Here is a 21,900-nt window from a genome sequence, read left to right on the forward strand (position 1 = left end):
TCCAACATGCTCCCAAACCGGTGTCGGAACATCATCAAAATGAAGAAATAGTGGTAGGAAAAATAATCGCTGCTCTTAATTACTCTTTTTCTTATTGTTGTATCTAATCCTCCATGCAGCCATTTAACTGACTACAACCGCCAGCGCAAATGCGCTGGCGGTGATGCTATTATCGGGTGAAAAAATCGTTATATAACATATAGAGATGAGCTGCACTCCACGAAAAGTTAGGTGCGCCCTGCTGCATTCCGGTTAGTGGATTATAGTTTTCCCTGATAGGTCCATCGGTTACCAGACCATCGGCGTGAGCAAAAAAAGTCTGCGCCATCGCAACCGCTTCTTTCCGATAGCCATACCGCTCCATCCCTTTCAAGCCAAAATAAAATTGATCGACCCATACTCGCCCGCGCCAGTAGATATCCGGGCCAAATGCCGGATTGGTCAGGGAAGCTGTGCCCAAGGGGACATAAGTATTAAACTCTTTTGCATCGGTCATGACTTTCACAACTGCGTCGGCATGCTGTTGAGTAGCAACACCATTAAACAGCGGAGACCAACCTTCAGGCCCTCTTCCGCGTTCCACAATCGGTTTACCGGCACAACCATCAGGCAGAGGCTTATCTTCGATACGAATATCGTAATAGAACCCGCTTGCTGCATCGAACATGCAGGTATTGATATAGTCAGCCAGTTTTTTCGCTTCGCTCCGGAAAGCCGCCGCCTGCTCGCGCTTACCTAAAATATCTGCTATTTCAGCCAGATAATGGTTATCGCTGTACATATAACTGGCCTGATCCACCGACTCCTGTAATAAAGAATATCCCAATAGCACATTCTCTTTAGTACGGTTTTGAGCAAACTTAACTACCCAATCCTCGCGTTTTCCCCCTTGTTTGACGTATTTCGCCAACTGCGGTTTGTCAATAAAACCAAAGACAGCGGCATCATCACGACCCGATTCCCATGATGCCGCTACCTGAGCCGGAATTTCTATGCTGTCATATTTTCCACTGCGAATCAGTTTGTCATAGTTGCCAAGGCCGGATAATGTTTGCTCCTTATCACCGCGTTTAACGGTAAATAACATCTCACCCGCGTCTGTATTATGTGCCTTATCGCGAGTGGCGCCATATTCCGGCACGCCATTACCATTATGGTCGCGATTACGCAGCCACCAGTCATGATAAGCAACCAGTTTAGGATACATTTCTTCCAGCCAGTTTTTTTCACCGGTCTGTTTGTAAACCTCCATAACGGCCCAGGCCGCCAGACTTGGCTTGGTGTTACGCTCATTCCAGTTACCTCCGTCACCACCGCGCTCAGGACTGAGGTTATAGGCTATCAAATCGGGAACAAAACCCGCATCCCAGGGACGTAGCGGATCGTCAGGCTGAATCTGGAAGGAAAAAACCGCCCGAATATTATCTTTTGCAACATCAGGATTAAAGTGGGCCATCGCGTAAGCCTGTTTCCAGGTATCCCACGGCCAGGTTTGGTTACCGGAAAACCAGCGGCCGGTCACAGAAGGTGTTACTGAATCAAACTTCATGACCCCTGCGGCATTGCGCCAGTTACCGTTTAGCGTTTCTATCGCTTTTACCGCTACTCGTTCCTGTTCCGGTGTAGCATGTTGATTTGTTAATCCTTTTTCCAGATAGCCTTCCCAACGCCGTATTGAAGCCTGCATATATTTTTGTGGCTGATGGAAAATATCCGCTATTTTGGGCTGCTCTTGCGCAACTTCCGCCGCGTTTAGCAAATGCGAATAGGTGGTATAGAGAGTGACAGAGTTATCAATCTTTGCTTTTGAGACAAACCGAAGTCCCTCAACCTGCGTCTGTACCGGCAGAGATTTATGTACCTGATATTCTGAACTTCCAGAGGTGAGAAGCTCCCAGGTGGAACGCACTTTGCCAAACAAGACCTTTACGCCATCATCAGTAGCAACCAGCTTCCTTTGGTAGTCAGGAAAAGCCTGATTGATGGTTTTCTCTGACTGCGGCTTTTGCTCTTTGGCATAATATTTCTCCAGCAATTCACCGTCCCAAACTAACTCAAGTGGCTCGCTGGTAGTAATGCGGGTTTCAAGTAACGAGGTGCGCGCGGTAGCAAAACGTAAAGTCATTTTTACCCTAATATCCGGAGCGGTTAACTCCTGAACCAGCGCGCCAGGAATGCTATATGCCTGTGAAGTGAAGGCAACCCTTTTTCCGTTTTTATAGATGCTGAGTCGGTCAAAGTTATCCGCCATAAAATTGATATATTCTTCAGTGAGCAAAGCCGGACCGGGAAAACCGCCCGTGCCATCCTGACTATCCGGTAACAAATGCCCGTGCCATGCGCCTAAATCAAACATTGGGTTAAAACGTTGGTGTTCATCAAAGTCATAGTCCCGCATATAGTCCGGCGAGCCAGTACGGTTAATCACATTTTTAAACGACAGTGCTCGTAGTGCGTCATCACTCGATTGCGTGCTATTAGCCTGACCTATCGTCATTGCCAGTGCAGCAAGAGTTCCCGTCACGATCGATGCTGTTTTTTTACTTATGATCATTTTATACAATCCTTGCTTCATGCCGGTTACCAGTAAAAATACTGCATAAGAAATACGGAATTGTTAGCACCCGTCGTGTCATTATTCATATAGAACTTACTGTCTAACGCTGTCGCAAATGCCCCTCCGCCATACTCATACCAAACGCCAAACTGCATATAAGAGGTGGTATTATCCGGAGCCTGATCTAACTGATGTTTCGCATAGCTGTAGGCGGTAGAAAGTGAAACGTCTTTAACCACTTCGTACACAGCACTGGCCATAAAACCTGTTTCAGAACCGGAGTCATGTCCATTGCCCTTCCCCGTATGGCGCCACACCCGCCCTGCCAGATTTTTGCCCTGCAAACCCAGCAAATAAAGCTGCCCGGTTCCATCCGTCAGCTCCAGGCCATTAAGCAATGTAAGCCCTTCCTGAATATCATATTGGATATAACCATTGACCATCGCCGGGTAAGTATATTTATCGGCATAAAAGTCATACTTACCGAAGTCCAGCCAGGCTTCGCTTTCATCCATCGTGCTTTTCGGTGCCGCCGTAATGCTATAGCGCAATGCGCCCTGTAGATTTTGTACTTTCAGGGAATAGGTCAAATCGCGCGTATTGGGAATAACGTAACCATACTCGGGTGTAAAATCGCCCCACCATTGCAGGTCGTCAAGGGACGAGTCATTACGAGCACTCATTATCATCTCGGTTTTTGCATCGGTGCGATATCCGCCATACAAGCGGTTTATCCCACCTTCAAAACCTCGCCAACGGTGGTCTGCCGCCCAGGCATTCCCCTGTTTATCCGCCTGAACCGGCCAGCCTTCGCCATAAAGCAAACCAAACCAGTGGTCGTACTTCATTTCCAGTCCACCTTCGATATAGGTGCCATCGCTATAGAGGTGCTTATCTTTTCCTTCAAGAGCAACGCTACCACCAAAACCCATCTCACCATAAAACCGAATTGACGATGCTGATGATGAAATATCAGGTGGCGAAATTGTTTTATGTTCGATCGGATCTTCCCCAGCCGGTGGTGAATTTTCTGCCAGTGCGCTACAGGCAGTGAATAGCAGACAAGCGCATAACACTTTCTTTGTTAATAACAATCTCATTTTATACTTCCAGTGTATTTACCAGCGTCAAACTCACCCATCGCCTTTGATGAGCGTTATCTCGCCATAGTAGATTGATAATATCGACAGACTTCCCTCTCCCGGATTAACCGCTAACAGAGAAGTCTGACAATGTGGTGCAACATGTTTTCAGAAGGTTTATGAAGATGAAGCGGCCTCGTCGAGTTCACCTATCTCCACAGCCCTATTTTGAGCCAGCCGCTTTTCATAACGCTGATACTTCCAGAAGGCCCAGCCCAGAAATAGCACCACGCCGCCCACGTTATAGGCCAGAGCCAGCCACAGGCTTTGACCCGACGGGAATGTTGCAGCAATGAAGGAAATTGTGAATATCACCAACAAAATAGCGGCAATAGTCAATCCGGTCAGACGCGACCCCATGCGAAAATCACGCGGCAAATGATCGTGTTTTAAACGCAGTGCAAAATAGGCCGTCATAATCATGAGTGGTGGTAATAACGAGGTTGCAGCCGTCATATTGATAACAATATTCAGCAGTTGATTGATATTGCCGGAACTGAGTGCAGGAATAATCAACAGTGGAACCACAATAAAAAACTGTATCCACGCAGCACGTACAGGGACGCCATATTTATTAAGCGCTACGGTTTTCTCGCCAAAAATACCCGCAGGGATCTCAGAGAAAAACACTTTTACCGGGGCAGAAGTCCAGATCATCAATCCGCCTAACGCAGCGGAGAGCATTACCAATCCAATGATATGGTTAAGAATTTTGGTGTTCAGACCAAAATAATTCCCAAGCGCCCCCATAACCTGAAACACCCCCGAGGTATAAGTTAGATCGCTGGAGGGTAAAAATACGTTAGCCAATAGCGAGCCCACGGAGTAAAGCCCACCGATAAGTAATCCGGCAAGAACGATAGTGCGTACAAAGGCGCGCGAACCACCTTTTAGATCGTTGATGTAAACACCAATTGATTCGGCCCCTCCCGCAGAAAAAAAGATCCAGGCCATGGTACCCATAAATGCCCAACCAAAATTTGGGGTCAGACTGGCGGCATTGATTTCTGTTGCCGGTTCTACGCCATCCAACAGCGCCACTACGCTGAAAAAGATAAACGCAAAAGACATCAGTAGCATCAGCGTACTGCCAATACTGGTCACACTGCCTATCCAGTTAGCCCCCTTGGTGGATACCCAGGTAGAAAAGGTGAAAATGATAATCGAGAGTACGGCAACCGTCAGAGGAGTAAAAACATATTCATAACCAAAGAAGGTGTAAGAGGCATACACCAAAATATTCGGTAGCAGAGAGGTGAAATAGAACAGGTTAACAAACCAGTAGCAGTAGGCACCTATAAATGCCCACCGTTCGCCTAATGATGTTTTAATCCATTGATATACACCAGATTCCGCATTTTTATTCAGGCTAACAAACTCAGCGATAATAAAAACAAAAGGAACAAAGTAGAACATTGTCGCAACGAGAAAAGCGGGGGCCGAAACCAAACCAATTTCAATATTATTATTAATCACGTTACGAAAACTAAATACAGCAGCAATCGTCATCGATAACAAAATAAAACGACCGATTGTGGCTCTTGGGGTAGCAGACATAGCATCCTCCACAAAGGAGTTAAGTAGTGTAGAAACAGAGGGCGATTCGCCCTCCATCGAATACTTATTTATTCTTAAAATAACCACCTTCGACAGTAACCTGTAATATCAGCTTTTTGGCGGCCAATGGGCCCAGTAACCGACAGGCTTCGTGGTTTTCAAAGATCGCCACCTCTCCCTGTTTAAGCTCTACAATGCTGCCTTTCCCGATGAGATATTCCCGATCTGTACAATTGTCATAGGCCTTAACTTGCTGTAGCCGCTGTTTATCGGCTATTTCGACTTTCTCTCCCCCCTCCAGGTAGTAATGCACGTTCAGGTAGCGGCGGTAACCGATAAATTCAGAGCCGGAGACATTGCCTCCTTCCTGTAACCGATAAATCAGAGAATCACCGATAGAGTAAAAAATATCCGGCTGAATATTGGGCACATGATTAATTGCCTCAATGCAGCGCTGCCATTTTCTCCCCTGGTGGTAAAGTTGTTTAAACAACGCTAAATCATGCAAAACAATCATTGTTCAACTCCTTCCAGTGTTGAAACCGGTAGCGATGGACCTTGCGTTTTCGGTGGTTGATAACAGTAACGAGCCAGTTCACTGGCTTTAGCCTGTTGTGATGGGAAAGGCACCAAAGTGAAGCTATAGCTAAAATCGCAAAAATAGACCCGGTAGGTATCCAGCACTTCGGAGCCCCATGAATTGGAGCCTAAGCCCAAAATTTGGTGATCGAGATTCAACGTGAGATAGCCGCTCTCTTCCAGCTCGTTGATATGTTTAGCCTGATGCAACATCTGCTGACTGTACGGCCACAGGCTAAAATTGATGGGTTGAGCAGGCTGAATAAAAATGCCGTGGCCTTCTCCATCGGAGAGCGCCAGCCAACGGATATCCTGATGATTTCCATTATCCTGAGGGAAAGGGTAGTGTTCAAACAGCTCGCTGGCCCGCTGACAATAATGACCAATCAAATTGCTGGCACAGCTATCCTGATAGTTTTCACCGGGTCCCCGCCCATAATATTCCACCCAATCAAACCGACGGTTGATACCAAAATCCAGCCCAATTTTGGGGACAATGTCATGGTAAGAACCATAAGGAGAGCCCGATAGCGTGACCGTTACCTGTCCTGATGGTGATATCTGCCAGCAATACTGGCAGCGCATACCAAAATCAAATACCGGCGGTGCAATTAACGTACTGACTTTAATAACGATATTGTCATTTTGCCATGACCACGCCATTGTACGAAAATGTTGCTGCATGATAGCCAGATGATTAGGTTGCCACAGGCTCTCATTCTCTTGCTTATGGTTATCGATTAACGGTTTAAAGAAATTTATCCGCGGGGCGGTGGCGACTATCTCAACGCCATTGACTCGCCACGACTGAAGTTCGCCACTTAACCGACAGAAACTTAAAGCAAAATCCTTTCCCTCAATCTCCAGTGATAGTCGCTCTTCAACGCATCGCAGCGCCATTGCGGGTTGACTGCCCGGTATCGGCTTAGGTTTTGCAGGATGGAGGGCTAACTGATACTGCCCCAGTTGATGCAGGCGCTCGCTGTAACCTGTTTTACTCTCTTTATAAACGATGACATTAACAAAGGTTTCTCGCCCATCGGCGGCCATCAGAGCAACATGAATATCTTGCTCTTCTCCGGGCTGGATTGCGGGAAGTCTTATACTTTGTCGGCTGATAATTTTTCCGTCTGCCTGAATGTTAATTCCTAAAGTAATATCGGACAACGTGCTAAACCAATAGGCATTCTTGATACGAATCAGACCCTTATCAATCTGTTCACCATGCACTTTTACCGGACACAGCACCTGCTTATATTCACGTAAACCAGGCCCAGGCCGTTGATCCGGATAAATCAGACCATCCATGCAAAAATTGCCATTATTTGGATAGTCGCCGTAATCACCGCCATACTGGTAGCATTCACGCCCCTGTTCATCATGGGCCAGAATACCGTGGTCACACCACTCCCAAATATAGTGGCCCTGAATCGATGGATAACGATCAAAAACCTGCTGATATTCAGATAGGCCACCGGGCCCATTTCCCATAGCATGGGCATACTCACAAAGAATACGCGGCTTAACGTTAGGATATTCACCAAAAGCATTCATTAATGAAACGCGTGAATACATGGTGCTAATAACATCAACGCATTCAGCATCACGGTCTTCTTCATAATGCACCAAGCGAGTATCATCCAACTGCTTGCAGCGTTGATACATGGCTCGAATATTACAGCCATAGCCTGATTCATTTCCCAACGACCAAATAATTATTGACGGATGATTCTTCTGGGCCTGAACGTGACGTTCAATACGTTCAACATAGGCCTGTTCCCAAAGGGGATCGTCCGTAATCCGGCTCAAATCCCCTACGTTTGCAAATCCATGGCTCTCCAGGTCGGTTTCTGCCATAACGAACAAGCCATAAATATCGCACAGCTCGTAGAAACGGGGATCGTTAGGGTAGTGTGCCGTTCGCACCGAGTTAATATTGTGCTGTTTCATCAAAACCAGATCCTTTTCAATCCGATTGATATCCACCGCACGCCCTTTAAGGTGATCGTTATCATGGCGGTTAACGCCATGCAGTTTCAAATAGCGGCCATTGACATAAAACAAACCGTCACGCACGCAAATATCACGAAATCCTACCCGCTGAGGAATAACCGACAGCAGCGTACCGCTTTGGTCATAAAGTGAAATGAGTAATTGATAAAGATAGGGATTTTCAGCATTCCACTGGTTTGGCTGGTTTATCGGTATTGAGAAACGCGGGCGCTGTTGAATCGCCATGTCCGTCAGCGTGAGTGATTGACTTGCGATTAGCCGTTCCGCGTCAAAAAGTTCCGCCCGTAAACCATAACCAGCAACAGGCTGTTTAGTATCATTGTGCAACAGAATTTCAATGTTCAGCGAGGCATCTCTGTAATGCTCATCAAACACCGTTTTAATAAACAGATCCTGTACCTGAACCTGTTCACGTACCATCAGATATACGTCGCGAAAGATACCCGCGCTCCACCACATATCCTGATCTTCAATATAGGTTGAGTCCGCCCACTGCATAACGCGCACACAAAGCAAATTTTCGCCCTGATGTACGTAAGCTGAAATATCAAATTCCGCCGCCAGCCGACTGCCTTTACTGAACCCAACGTACTGGCCGTTAACATAAACTTCAAAATAGGTTTCTACACCGTCAAATTTAAGGATAACTTGTCGATCCAGCCAGATTTCATCCAGCCTAAAATGCCGCTGATACGCGCCCGTTGGGTTATTGGTTGGTACAAAAGGAACATCAATAGGAAAAGGATATCCTTCATCGGTGTATTGCAGTTGACCATGTCCTTCCATTTGCCACATTCCCGGAACGGAGATATCTCCCCAGTCGGCCATAGGTTGTTGGTAAAATTCGGGAGGAACTAAGTCCGGGTGCTCAAAAAAATGAAACGTCCAGCGCCCGTTCAGCAGTTGAAATCCACTGCTGAGAGAACGGTCAAAAGTATGGGCAAGCTCTGGGGTCAAATAACTATAGAAGCTGGCTCTGGCAGGCATTCGGTTTTCAGACTGTCGCTGAATATTTTCCCAATTCTTCACCTTATCCTCCGTTAACTCATCACATTGATTAAGACGGAAGAACTATAAAGAGAGCCAAAGTAAAAATTAACTAAATTATTTACTAAATGTTTTACCGGTCACGAAATATTTTAAATAATTAATATAATCAGCTAATTAAATTTAACAGAACAACAGAATTTATTCGGAGAGGGTAATCATCGTGGTACGGCAAACAGCATAAGGGCGCCTGACAGGCGCCCAATATAATAGTAAAGAAAGAAAATAGAAGAGGTTAATCTCTATATAATCATGAAGATAATGGCGTTTAATGACAGCGAAAAATTTTAGTAAAAATTGCCTTTCAACGATACTCTATCCGTTTATCCTCACCATCACGCCCTGGCATCGCAAGTCGTACCCCGACACAGGAGAATACTGGGAATAATGACACTCAGTGGAATAGTACGTTCATCGCGAATGCGTTGAGCCAGTATATTCACACTCTGGCACCCCATAATTTCAGTATGAATACGCACGGTAGAAAGAGGCGGATGGGTAAATTGAGCGGTAGGAATATCATTAACGCTGATTAGTGCAACTTGTCCCGGCACTGAAATGTTATTTTCATGCAGCGCTCGTAGTACACCAATAGCAATAGAGTCAGTGGCAATAAACAGTGCTTCAGGATACCCCTCATGGCTGCTTATCATGCGCGTTGCCAGTTGGTAACCAGACTGACTGGTAAAATCACCATAGTAAACATCTTGCTCCATCACGACCCCTTTAGATATTCCATAATCTAAAAAGGCTTGTTCTCGTTGATCGGCCTGGCTGATGTCATCACGTCCACCAATAAAACCAATGCGGGCGTAACCATGGGCAATAAAGTAATCAATAATATTTTTACTGATTTTTGCCAAATCAACGCTGATACAGTCGTGGTGCAAATCGTCCGTAATTCCATCAATAAAAATAATATTGGGTGAAATTTTAGTCACCATCGCCAAATGTTCTGGCTGAGGTTTTCCAATAACCAAAACGCCATTAACAGCAGGGAATTCACGCGAGAAATCGGAATCATAATGAGAGATCAGCGTAATATCTAATTTTTCACACTGAGTTTCAATACCATAGCGAATAGACAAATAGTAGGGATCGTTGAGTTCCAACACCTGAGGATAGGAATACAAAGCCAGAAAGGTAAGACGTTGCCCATAGTGCCGCCGGGAAGCACTGAGTTTATATTCCAATCGTTCAGCCGCTTCCAGTATCTTCTGTCGCGTACCTTCTTTTACACTCAAACCGGGATCGTCATTAAGTACGCGTGAAACTGTCGCTACCGATACATTTGCTGCCAGAGCAATTTCCTTCAGAGTCGCCATAAATTCTCAACTAAAAGTTTACTAAATCCCATTAGACTAATGTTAACACCACAAGATGTACACCACTACTGTGTTACAACCTGCCGGATCCCGGCAGGTTATTGGTTAAGGTATCAAATCCATCTGTTTAGTCTCTTTCCCCAACCAGATAACGGCTACCACCGCCACCATAATGGATGCACAAAACAGACTAAAAATCAGCGTAATCGAGCTATTCATTGCGACCAGATAACCTACCATCAGCGGCCCTAAAATACCGCCAATCCGACCAATCGAAGCTGCCATTCCGGCCCCCGTTCCGCGGATCGCCGTTGGATATTGCTCCGGGGTATAGGCATATAGCGCCCCCCAGGCACCCAAATTGAAAAACGACAACAGCATGCCAAAAATCAACAGTTGAGCAACAGTATCGGATGCGCCAAATAAATAGGCCGAAATAGCCGTTCCTGTCAGATAGGTCGCCAGCACAAACTTACGTCCATAGCGCTCAATCAACCATGCGGAGGTAAAGTACCCCGGAAGTTGAGCCAACGTCATGATCAGTACGTACTGGAAGCTTTTCACCAGACTAAAGCCCTTCAACATCACCACGCTTGGCAGCCACAGGAACATTCCATAATAGGAAAACACTACGCAGAACCACAGGATCCACAGCATCAGCGTTGCTTTACGATAGTCGCTGGACCAGACGGCAGTGATATTGCTGATAATTGAAGGTGTTGCCTCTCTGGTTTCTGCCCGTTTAAAGCGCGGTGAATCCGGCAGGTTCCAGCGCAGATAAATCGCATAGAATGCCGGTAGTGCACTGATTAACATCGCCACACGCCAGCCGTAACTGGGAATGATAAAGTAAGCGATCAACGCCGCCGCCAGCCAGCCAAACGCCCAAAAACTTTCCAGCAATACCACTATGCGCCCGCGTTCATGTGATTCAACACTCTCAGAGACCAACGTTGAGGCAACTGGCAGTTCTCCACCCAGACCCATACCAATGATAAAGCGCAGCACCAGCAAAGCGGCCAGTGTTGATACCAGCGCGGTTAATCCACTACCAACGCTAAACAACAGTAAAGTGACAATAAACGCCGATTTGCGTCCGGTACGATCTGCCATAACGCCAAATACAAATGCCCCTACCGCCATGCCGATAGAGTTAATACTGCCAATCCAGCCCATTTGTTGGGCCGTTAGTCCCCAGTCTTGTTTCAGCGCTGCCAATAAAAACGACAACAGCCCAACGTCCAAAGCATCAAACATCCAGCCCAGGCCGGCAATCGTCAACAGCTTATGCTTAGACACCTTTTTTTGAACCAGCGTCTTTTGTAAAGTCGTAGCTTGTGACACCAGAGTTATCCTCATAACGTAGAATTTCAGCGCCTGTTATAACAGGCAGAAAATATCAGAGCGGATGAAGCATAGAACAATTTGTCTCAATCCGCTGATTGATAAACAAAGGCACACCTCCGGATATCCCTTTTGACATATCACAATGTGTAGTTGCAGTTTTTCCAGGAAGAAAGTGATAGCAGTATATGAAGTGTCTCACAACACATTTTTCCATCTTTGAAGGCGATTTCTTTCTGTAGTAGTATCCTGAATAATGATTTTTTATCCCGTTGAGCTTATTGATGGACCAACAATATCAACACTGGCTATACGCTCTGTCGGCCCCGATGGTCGCGCTAAACATTGAATACGGGGCATCTTACACCGCACCAGACTTCTATCCTGACGATTCCTCTCTGGATTTAAAAGAGAGCTGGGACATCGACTCCAGAGAAACATTATTCGATACCGTTACCCGCATGATCGACCACGGACATGCCGATGAACTCTCCTATCCTTACTATCTATGGCACCAGCTAACACCAAATCGTTGGCGCGATTATTCTGCCCATCAGGAAGAGTCGCGTCAGGTGTTACTGGAGTTTGTAGCCGATACCGCACTCATGTGCGGCTCGGGCGGCATTCGCGCCTGGGACCTGTGTCGAATGGGCTTTCTATGCCGTATTGGCGTGTTAAACCAGTGGATTACCGAACAAGAGAGCCTGTGGTTTCACTGTCGTATCGCCCAGCGCGCCCGCCACTACTACACCAGTTGGCAAGAGTACGCCTCCGGCTTTCTGATTGGCAGAACCTTCTGGCTATCCATCAGCGAAGAACGACCTGAACTCAAATGCTACGCCCTGAACAGTAAAGGTTCACTCGATTCGAATATGGCGATTTCCCAAAATCTGTTTACTGAACCCAATAGCCCTTATCAGCATCTTATCTGGGAGATGGATCCGGCAGGTCTGGAGATGGAAAAGCCTCAGTCGCTACAGGAGGTTGACTGGTCATGAGTCTAAGCTGTTGGGAAATACTAGGCATTGAACCCACGAGCGATCAGGAAATCATCCGTAACGCTTACCGTAAAAAATTACCTGAATATCATCCGGAGAGCGATCCACAAGGCTTCCAAAACCTGCGTCAGGCTTATGAACAGGCCAAAAAGGGTATTCAGCCAGACTTTGCCCCGGTCTCAGCCCTGAACGACGCACCAACCCGGCCCCTGCCGGACGCGGAACCAGAAGAGCCGGAACCGCATCCGGAACAACCGGTCATCGATCGGTTAATTGCCGATCTCAAAATGCTGTTGGATGACGCTCACCAGCGCTATCAGCCGGATGCATGGCATTATTACATTCAGAAAATTGACCGTTACTCCATCGAAGTCACCGATCAGTTGCGCTGGCAGTTGTTGATGGTGCTATATAACACCAGCTATGTATCCAGAAACTGCGTTCAAATTTTGGCAGAACGTATGCGCTGGAAACAGCGGATCACCGAACTGAAAGGGGAAAGCGTCGAGCATCTGGACGACTACCTCGACTATATTGCCAAAGGCGATATCTTTGATATGACGCTGCTTACTGGCCTGCCGCTGGCGGCACAAAATGCCAGCGTAGAGCATATCAACTCGATCAATTTCCTGTTTTGGGAAAGACCGGCCTGGATGCTGCGAGAATATCTGCTGCAACCGATGGTTATCTACTGGCCTGAGTCCCCGGAGATCATGGAGCTACGCTGCCGTTGGTACACGCTGGCGGGAATAGGTTCTGAACATCTCAACGACTATTGCCTGCAACGGCTAAGCGAAGAGCCGGATAACAGCGACTGGCTCTATTTATATGCCTCTCAATGTTCCATGTCCGGTCATGATGAAAAAGCGCTGCCGTTTTGGATCCGTTTGTATCAGGCTGAACGTCACGCCACCGCAGAAGCCTGGCTGCTAACCTGGTGCGTTAACCATGCACCTGAGCGTACCCCACTGCTGATTCAGGCCTTAGATAATGCGCAATATCTTCCGGCCGATGGCGTAGCCATTGACGCGCCGGAACAGCGTTATATTACGCCAACCCAAACCACCAAAACCTTATTGCGCTGGGGTGAAGTACTACAGAGCCCAATGCCACTGATAGCTCAGGATTTCACTAACTGGCGACTGCATAAAGAGACGCCACTTACCATGGCCCGTCATCTGATTCTGGATGATGGCAGCGATCCGGTCGTACACCTCTACCGCCATGCCAGTATGTTGCGATTGGGAAATGAGACCCTGCTACAGCAAATAATTGATGAACCGGAAAGTGGCGATCCGTTAGACGACCTGATTCTGAGTCGATTCAAACTACAGGCTCAACAACGTTTAGACTGGCTGAAAACATCCACGGTTATTCGAGCCTTTACCCATTGGCTGTATGCGGCTCAACCGGAAGCGTTACCGGCAGAACTGGCACAGCGCGATTCTGAAGCGCATTTACAGTGTCTGCACTGGCTGCTACAACGGCGCTGGATGGCCAATGAACAGTTAGAACGTTTAGCCAATAGCGAAACCTTTGGCAACAATCTGGAAACGGTTACTGACTGGATCAGTTTTATTGCCCTGAATAACAGCGTGTCACTGCCAAAACCCGATAATAATCAAGATTACTGGCAATGGTGCCGACAGTGCTATGCACTGGTTCTGTTATTGGAAAGACCGGCAGAATCATTATCGATGTTGATACAGGCAAAAAACATCACTCCGGAAGAGCAGCATCCGCTGTATGAATTCTGCCCGTTAATAAACGACCTGGATCCACAGCGGGGTGATATCGTCACCCAGTATCGGGATAAGCTCACACTCAGCCATATTCTTCAACACCACTCATGGACCCGACTGCCAATTACGCCGGAAAACTATCTGGAGAATCAGCAGACTACCCGTTCCTATTCTATTGACCATTTTTATATCAGCAGTCTGGAATGGCGGGGATGCATTGAGAAATCCTCAAATATCAATCAATTGGTGTTCTATACTGCCTGCGCCTGGTTTGGTATCAATAGTCGGGAGAAGCGTTTTACCACGCTAATCGAAGAGATGAAACTTGATAATGCGGCGGAAGAAGCACTCAGAAACGCGTTGCTTAACACAACGCCTTATGCCCAAATCAATGAGGTACGTAACCCCCGATTAAAAGAGTTAATTAGCGAAACGCTAAATATGTACCGCAATCCCCATCGCGTTATTTCGGAAAAATCCCAGAAAGTTCTGCTGGATTGCCAGCTAAATCCCAATGAAGACATTACGTTACGTCTGGTGGCTAAATTATTACTGCAGGAATCCCACTATCGGGCCAAAAATCCAGTGCAGAAGAGCCAACAGCCCAGTAAATTCTGGGAGTTCTGGCGTTTTAACTCCCGCCTGAATCGCACCGGGTTTGCCGCTCAACTGCTATTGAGTACTCTGTTCAGTTCTATCATCGGCGTCCTTATGATCAAAGTATCCAATAGCGCAGTAGGGCCTATTGTCTTAGTGGCATTGCTACTGGTTAGCAGCCTTGGCGCCATGATCAGACGAGCAAATGACCTGAACCTGAGTAGTACCGCAGTTATCATCATGGTAGTGGTATCTGCCGTTTTTCCTGTCAGTATGACCTTAAGCATTATCTACCTGCTGCTGGCTCCGGGCGTTCCTTTTGCCAATAAAGCCGGACCACCTGCTAACGGATGGTTTAATCAGCCATAAAATGCACAAGATGCCCACTGAGTTAATTTAGTCACACAAGCGAGGCCCCTGATGAATAAGACTTACAGAATTGCCGCCATTCCCGGCGACGGTATCGGCAAAGAAGTATTACCAGAAGGGGTTCGCGTGCTGGAAGCCGCCGCCCGGCGTTGGGATCTCAATCTTGAGTTCCATACCTTTGACTGGGCCAGCTGTGATTACTATCTCGAACACGGCTGCATGATGCCGGAGACTGGTTTAAACAGCTCCAGTCGTTTGATGCCATCTATTTTGGTGCCGTTGGCTGGCCGGATAAAGTGCCTGACCATATCTCCCTGTGGGGTTCACTGCTTAAGTTTCGCCGCGAATTTGACCAGTATGTTAACCTGCGTCCGGTACGTCTGTTTCCGGGAGTTCCTTGTCCACTGGCCAATAAAAAACCCGGCGATATCGATTTTTATGTGGTGAGGGAAAATACCGAAGGGGAGTACTCCTCCCTCGGTGGCCGTATGTTTGAAGGCACTGACAGAGAGTTTGTGGTACAGGAGTCAATTTTCTCCCGCCACGGCGTTGACCGTATCCTGAAATATGCTTTTGAATTAGCCCTGACTCGTCCACGTAAAAAACTGACCTCTGCCACTAAATCCAACGGTATGGCGATCAGCATGCCCTACTGGGATGAGCGCCTGGCTTTAATGGCAAAAAACTATCCACAAATCGCCTGGGACAAACAGCATATTGATATTCTTTGTGCCCGCTTCGTGCTTAATCCTGAACATTTTGATGTAGTGGTAGCCTCTAACCTGTTTGGCGATATTCTGTCAGACCTTGGTCCGGCCTGTGCCGGTACCATTGGTATTGCTCCATCTGCCAATATCAATCCGGAGCGTAACTTCCCGTCGATGTTTGAACCGGTACATGGCTCCGCGCCGGACATTTATGGTCAGAATATTGCTAACCCAATTGCCATGATCTGGACCGGAGCCATGATGCTCAGTTTCCTCGGCGAAGGAGGCAGCCGTTATCAACAGGCCCATGATGGTATTTTGCAGGCAATTGAACAGGTTATCGCTCAGGGACCAAAAACTCGCGATATGGGCGGCAATGCCTCAACACAGGAAGTCGGCAAAGCTATCGCTGAATTACTGTAGTTAAATCATATTATTCGTTGTTATCGGCATTCAGTGTTTATTTGAATGTCGATAACCCATCACGAATTGCCCATACCTGATGGTCTATCCTTAAAGACCACCCTGAAAAACCATTTCCGGAGGTCAATCTGATGAAACGTAACGATCCAACGTTGTTTAAACAGCAGGCATTTATCAACGGTGTCTGGTCCGCCTGGGGCAGTTATGAAACACCTTACATTACAGCTTCATCGAATTCAGATAGTCGATTAGTCTTTCCCGTACCTGAGTTATCAGTTCTTCTTTGTGTTCGGCCAGAGTTTGGTCGAACTCTTGTAGCCAGATACCAATTTGCATACGTTGTTCACCAAGAGATTGAGACCAGGCGCGTTCCAGACGGGCCAGTAGTGCGCGGTTTGGGATGGCGTCTCGCGGGTGAATTTTTAACGCTTTAAGTCGGTCATGGCTGGCCTGCTTTTGGCTTTCACTCAGTCCTATGGGGCTATGATCGATGACTTTGGAGTAGCTGCTGCCGGTTTCCAGCATGTTAACATCCACTTCCAGCAACCCGTTGATGTCGTAGCTAAAGCGAATATCCAAAGATTGGATGCGGCCATTAGGTTCTACCGGAACTTCAAACGACTCCACCAGAATATTGTTATCTACCCGTGGGCTTTCCCCCTGATAAACCGCCACCCGAATGAATTTTTGCTCCGGGTGATTGGTATAGAAGGTTTCAACCCGGGAGGTTGGCACCACGGTATTACGTTCAATAATCGGTGAAAATATACCGGACGTTTTATCGTTACTGGTGGCAATGCCCAATGTGTAAGGGCAAACATCCGTCAGGATAACTTCATCAATGTCTTCATTGCGCAGACGGCAGGCGGCCTGTACTGCTGCACCTAACGCTACAATCGTGCTGGGATCCAGATGCTGATGGGGCATTTTGCCAAACAGCCGCACGACCATGCGCTGGATAACGCTCATGCGGGAGGCGCCGCCCACCAATACCAGATTATCCAATTGGCCTGGCTGTAAGCGGGCATCACTCAGCGCCTGCTCTATTGGTGCCCGAAGGCGGTTCATCAGCGGTAACCACAATTTTTCAGCCTGCTGATCGTCGAGGCGATAGCTCCAATCCTTATCCTGCCAGTTCCAGCTTAGTACGCTTTCCTGATTATTCAGGCCACACTTGATCTCTTCAGCGCTGTCATTAAGGCGCGCCATCGCTTCTGGGGTAATGGTGCTTTCATCCAGCTTCCACTCTTTCAGGCAGGCTTTTACCAATGCATGAGTAAAATCCCCACCACCCAGATAGTTATCACCAGCAGAAGAGTGGACCTCAATCAGCGGCAACGCATATTCCAGTACCGTAACGTCAAAAGTTCCCCCCCCCAGATCAAACACCAGCGTTCGCCCGAACTCCTGGGTATGCAGACCATAAGCCATGGCGGCAGCAGTGGGTTCATTGATCAAACGAACCGCATTAAGCCCGGCCAGTTCGGCGGCAAAACGCGTTTGTTTACGCTGCTCATCACTAAAATAGGCGGGAATGGAGATCACCACATCGGTAATCGACTGGCCTAGCCAGGCCTCAGCATCGGCCTTAAGGGACTTTAATACCAGCGCGGAAAGCTCGGGAGCAGTAAAAGTTTTATCACCCAGTTTGTACTGACGATTGCTGCCCATATAGCGTTTAAACAGTGAGGCGGTTTTAGTCGGATGAGTTGTCAGGCGAGACAATGCCGCCCGGCCAATCAGGATAGAATCATCCTCATCAACACTGATGGCGGAAGGGGTCAGGTATTCCCCCAACGCATTTGGAATAAGATGGGCTTTACCATCTTGCCAAACGCTAATAAGACTATTGGTTGTCCCTAAATCAATACCGATTGCCGGTACAGATGCCTGCTCTCCGTTCATGACCACTACCTCGTTCCAATTCTTCAGTGCTGCATCATATCGGGGGAAAAGCGATCAATCAAACGTCTGAGAACGCTTTATGTTATTCAGGCAGAGCAGAGACTAAAACCTCCTGTCACTATTTCTTACGGGTATATTTTGTTACCATCGGGACGTTGGTTAAAAACTCCACCGGAGGATCCGTGAGAAAAGCCCTTGGCGTATTTTTCCCCCTGTATACCACTACCATGATCATGCTGCTGGGTTCCGGGCTGCTGACCACTTATATCTCCCTGCGGTTAGCATCAACCAGCGTTAGCGGCGCCTTTATTGGGGCAATCATTGCCGCAAACTACATTGGTCTGGTGATTGGGGGCAAGGTCGGCTACTCGTTAATTATTCGGGTAGGGCATATCCGAACCTATGTAGCCTGTGCCGGGATTATTACCGCAGCGGTATTGATGCACGGTATTACCGAAATTCTGACCCTGTGGGTTGCCCTGAGGCTGATTATCGGCCTGTGTCTGATGTGTCAGTATATGGTGCTGGAAAGTTGGTTTAACGATCAGGCGGAACCGAATCAACGAGGGGTAGTATTTGGTTTTTATATGGCGGCCTCCTATCTGGGAACCGCTCTGGGGCAGATTGTTTTAATCCTGCAACCGGATTTAGGTATTCAAACTCTGCTGATTATCGCCCTCTGCTTCTCGCTGTGTCTGGTTCCCATTGCCCTGACCACCCGTAGTCACGTACAGCAGATTTCACCTGCTCCCATGGAGCTGCGTTATTTTATTGGCTCGATTCCTAAAGTACTGGCCTCTATTGTGGTGATCGGCATGGTGGTTGGCTCCTTTTACGGTCTGGCACCGGTTTATACCAGCCTGCAATCCCTGTCCACTGAACAGACCGGGATGTTTATGGCGATCTCCATTTGTGCCGGACTGATTGCCCAATTGCCGTTTAGCTGGCTCTCTGACCGCTATAACCGGCTGGTTTTATTACGCATTATCGCCCTGTCGCTGGCATTAGCCACATTACCACTAGCCATACTAACCCATATCTCTTTTGCACTGTTGCTGGGCATCGGGTTTGTTGTAGGCATGCTGCAATTTACCCTCTATCCTCTGGTGGTCGCGCTGGCCAACGATCTGATTGAATCAGAGCGCCGGGTTTCGCTGGCGGCCTGTTTACTGATGTCATTTGGCGTAGGTGCCAGTATCGGCCCACTGATTGTTGGTGCCCTGATGCAGCCGCTGGGGGGCAATATTCTGTATGCTTTCTTTGCCCTGTGTAGTCTGGTGCTGGTACTACTCAGCCGTATGGCGAAAAAGCAGGAAATACATTTCGTGGAAGATGCACCATTGCCACATATCGCCATGCCGGACAGCCTGATGAGTTCTCCGCTCTCTCCGGCCCTTAACCCCAGCTTTGATGAACAGATGATTCAGGAGAGCATGCCCGCGCCAGACATCATTATTTCGCAAGAGGCTGGCGATACGGACAACTCAGACAGCGAAGCTACAGAGACAACCGCTGCTGCCAGTGAGGATATCGAGCCTCCGGTGATTATCATTCGTGAACATCATGAACCGGAAGATAAACCCGATAAGGATGACAAAGATGACGGGTTGGAAAAGGCCTACACTCTGGTATAGATAACTATTAAACAGAAACACCCGATGCCTAAACTGATTGAACCTGAAACCGAACGCCTGCGGTTGCGGCAGTGGTGCCCTGAAGATCGTGCACCTTTCGCTGCGCTTAATGCTGACCCGGAAGTGATGGAATTCTTCCCTTCCACTCTGGACAAAATGACCAGCGATGCCATGGCTGACCGCTGTCAGTCGCTGATTGCTGAACGTGGATGGGGTTTATGGGCGATTGAATTAAAAGCCACCGGTCAATTTATTGGTTATGTTGGCCTGCATATTCCGGCTTATGAACTTCCTTTTTCTCCCTGTGTGGAAATTGGCTGGCGGCTGGCAAAAAATTTTTGGGGAAAAGGCTACGCGACCGAGGCCGCCAAACGCGCGCTGCAAGTGGCCTTTGAACAGCTTGAACTGCCAGAAATTGTTGCCTTTACCACTATCGCGAATCAGCGTTCCAGAGCGGTAATGGAAAGAGTGGGAATGACGCTATCACCAGACTATTTTGATCATCCGGCACTCGCTGAAGGTCATCCGCTGCGAAAACACTGTCTGTATCGCCTGGCGGCAACACTATAAATTGCATCACTCGGGATCTCTGAATGAATCAAAAACTTTACGCCTGATTTATCTATTAATCATGACTAAATCAGCACGTTGAGACGGTTAATAGATAAAAACCAATTCAGGATCTCAAAAAGTGAATGGGTCTATTATTTGGGATACTTACAGGGGTATGCTTACCATTTGATTGATAAATTAATCCATTGATAGCTTCTACTGGTTCAGGTACCGGAATAGCACTCCCTCTACCTGAACCACTTTGAAAATTATCGCTCAAATAAGCCAGATCGTCCTTACTTGGCCCATCAGCAATTGGTGTTACTGTAGTATTTCCTCCAACATCAGGTACACCTTCCTGATTCCCTGTATTGCTCGCCCCCCACTGACCACTCTGATCCGGATTAACTAACGCCGTCCCACCCTGCTGATCGGTAATTGGATTAACCAGCTTACCACCATTAGGGTCTTGCTCTGGTATTGGCAGGATTGTTGTCCAACCTTTATTTCCATCCACATCCATCACATATTCAGCAGCTATCTGAGACAGATATTTCGTAGCCCCTACCGCATCGCCCGTCAGTAAGGAAGATAGTGCATCTATCTGCCCCTCAGACATATTATTCGATATCTGGTTGGCTACCTCTGCGGTAACTCCTGCTTTTATCAATAATTCTGCACTGACTTTAACCAGCTCTGTCCGGCAAACTGCATTCGAGACACAAGCTTTGCCCCCGAATTTTATCACTTCTTTTATAATAGCAGTCGCGTTATTCGCCGCGGCGTTATATCCAGCTCCGGCCGCTGTTGCAGTTGATTCAGTACTATCTCCAACCACACCACCAACCGCACCCGCCGCTATCATCGACAGCGTAATAACCGTCTGGCGTTCCGCTTCCGTCAGCTGTTCCGGTTTTTTACCATCGTACAAATCCTTGATAATAATATGAGCTATCAGCTCACCACTGGCTGCACCAATAGCCCCGGAAGCCGCGCTATTGCCACTCGCCTGTGCCACGACACCGCCAACAATAGCATGCGCAATAGCATTGATAACTTTATCTTTTGTATCTGGGCCTTCTGTAAGTTTTTTCACTTCCAGCGCCAGGAACGGTGCCGAAGCCGCAGCAGCCGCATTCCCCGCACTACCGCCGCCCATCGCGACAGTCAGCGCCGCGCCAGCCGCCTGTATCGCCCGGCCAACGTTGCTGCCGGTGCCGTAGGTTTCCATTTCCTTTTCGTAGAACTTGTCATAAGCAGCCTGATAGATAACCGCATAGGTCCTGAGGAATCCCCAGTAATGAGCAGGTAAAAAAAGACAGGCATAGAGTTTTGTGATCTACTGATTGTGCTATCAATTCAATGAGATCACCTCTATGCCTGTTTACCAAGTATGTCAGAAGTTTTTC

13 protein-coding genes and 1 pseudogene are annotated in these 21,900 nt (G+C 47.6%); 5 read left to right on the forward strand and 9 right to left on the reverse strand.

Going from position 1 to position 21,900, the window contains the following annotated elements; genetic code table 11:
* Nucleotides 1-169: 169 nt before the first annotated feature.
* From ygjK to LPW36_RS12090, 7 genes are all read right to left on the reverse strand, one after another.
* Nucleotides 170-2,554, reverse strand: coding sequence for an alpha-glucosidase (gene ygjK / locus LPW36_RS12060; protein ID WP_268991665.1), 2,385 nt, complete (start codon nt 2,552-2,554; stop codon nt 170-172).
* Nucleotides 2,555-2,580: 26 nt separating this feature from the next.
* Nucleotides 2,581-3,657 (reverse strand): protein YgjJ, encoded by a 1,077-nt coding sequence (gene ygjJ, locus LPW36_RS12065; RefSeq protein WP_230609927.1) that lies wholly within the window; start codon nt 3,655-3,657, stop codon nt 2,581-2,583.
* Nucleotides 3,658-3,816: 159 nt separating this feature from the next.
* Nucleotides 3,817-5,256 carry an amino acid permease gene (locus LPW36_RS12070; protein WP_230609929.1) on the reverse strand — a complete coding sequence of 480 codons (1,440 nt, stop codon included), beginning with the start codon at nt 5,254-5,256 and terminating at the stop codon, nt 3,817-3,819.
* A gap of 64 nt (nt 5,257-5,320) precedes the next feature.
* A complete protein-coding gene (locus LPW36_RS12075; RefSeq protein WP_230609931.1) occupies nt 5,321-5,773 on the reverse strand; it encodes a beta-galactosidase subunit beta in 453 nt (150 codons plus the stop codon).
* Nucleotides 5,770-8,877 carry a beta-galactosidase subunit alpha gene (ebgA, locus tag LPW36_RS12080; RefSeq protein WP_230609933.1) on the reverse strand — a complete coding sequence of 1,036 codons (3,108 nt, stop codon included), beginning with the start codon at nt 8,875-8,877 and terminating at the stop codon, nt 5,770-5,772. The genes LPW36_RS12075 and ebgA overlap by 4 nt, the downstream gene beginning before the upstream one ends.
* A gap of 353 nt (nt 8,878-9,230) precedes the next feature.
* The gene (gene ebgR, locus LPW36_RS12085; RefSeq protein ID WP_230609935.1) at nt 9,231-10,220 is read right to left on the reverse strand and encodes a transcriptional regulator EbgR; all 990 of its coding nucleotides are present in this window, start codon (nt 10,218-10,220) and stop codon (nt 9,231-9,233) included.
* Nucleotides 10,221-10,325: 105 nt separating this feature from the next.
* Entirely contained in the window at nt 10,326-11,564 is a 1,239-nt protein-coding gene (locus LPW36_RS12090) for an MFS transporter (RefSeq protein ID WP_338085986.1), read from the reverse strand.
* Between the two features lie 284 nt (nt 11,565-11,848).
* Here LPW36_RS12090 and LPW36_RS12095 point away from each other — a divergent pair, with 284 nt between their 5' ends.
* From LPW36_RS12095 to LPW36_RS12105, 3 genes and pseudogenes are all read left to right on the forward strand, one after another.
* Nucleotides 11,849-12,562: a DUF1266 domain-containing protein gene (locus LPW36_RS12095; RefSeq protein ID WP_230609937.1), complete on the forward strand. Its 714-nt coding sequence runs from the start codon at nt 11,849-11,851 to the stop codon at nt 12,560-12,562.
* Complete coding sequence (locus LPW36_RS12100; protein ID WP_230609939.1) at nt 12,559-15,270, forward strand: DnaJ domain-containing protein; 2,712 nt, start codon at nt 12,559-12,561, stop codon at nt 15,268-15,270. The genes LPW36_RS12095 and LPW36_RS12100 overlap by 4 nt, the downstream gene beginning before the upstream one ends.
* Nucleotides 15,271-15,321: 51 nt before the next feature.
* Nucleotides 15,322-16,400 (forward strand): annotated as a pseudogene (locus LPW36_RS12105) (tartrate dehydrogenase).
* 219 nt (nt 16,401-16,619) lie between these two features.
* Here the strand turns inward: LPW36_RS12105 and LPW36_RS12110 are convergent.
* A complete protein-coding gene (locus LPW36_RS12110; protein WP_230609941.1) occupies nt 16,620-18,305 on the reverse strand; it encodes a molecular chaperone HscC in 1,686 nt (561 codons plus the stop codon).
* 182 nt (nt 18,306-18,487) lie between these two features.
* Here LPW36_RS12110 and LPW36_RS12115 point away from each other — a divergent pair, with 182 nt between their 5' ends.
* Together LPW36_RS12115 and LPW36_RS12120 are read left to right on the forward strand one after the other, a co-directional pair.
* Complete coding sequence (locus tag LPW36_RS12115) at nt 18,488-19,939, forward strand: MFS transporter (RefSeq protein WP_230609943.1); 1,452 nt, start codon at nt 18,488-18,490, stop codon at nt 19,937-19,939.
* A gap of 24 nt (nt 19,940-19,963) precedes the next feature.
* Complete coding sequence (locus LPW36_RS12120) at nt 19,964-20,509, forward strand: GNAT family N-acetyltransferase (RefSeq protein WP_230609945.1); 546 nt, start codon at nt 19,964-19,966, stop codon at nt 20,507-20,509.
* 106 nt (nt 20,510-20,615) lie between these two features.
* Here the strand turns inward: LPW36_RS12120 and LPW36_RS12125 are convergent, their stop codons facing one another.
* Nucleotides 20,616-21,722, reverse strand: a complete 1,107-nt coding sequence (locus LPW36_RS12125) for a VENN motif pre-toxin domain-containing protein (RefSeq protein WP_230609947.1) — start codon at nt 21,720-21,722, stop codon at nt 20,616-20,618.
* Between the last annotated feature and the right edge of the window lie 178 nt (nt 21,723-21,900).

Source organism: Limnobaculum eriocheiris, assembly GCF_021010575.1.
Classification (GTDB): Bacteria; Pseudomonadota; Gammaproteobacteria; order Enterobacterales; family Enterobacteriaceae; genus Limnobaculum; species Limnobaculum eriocheiris.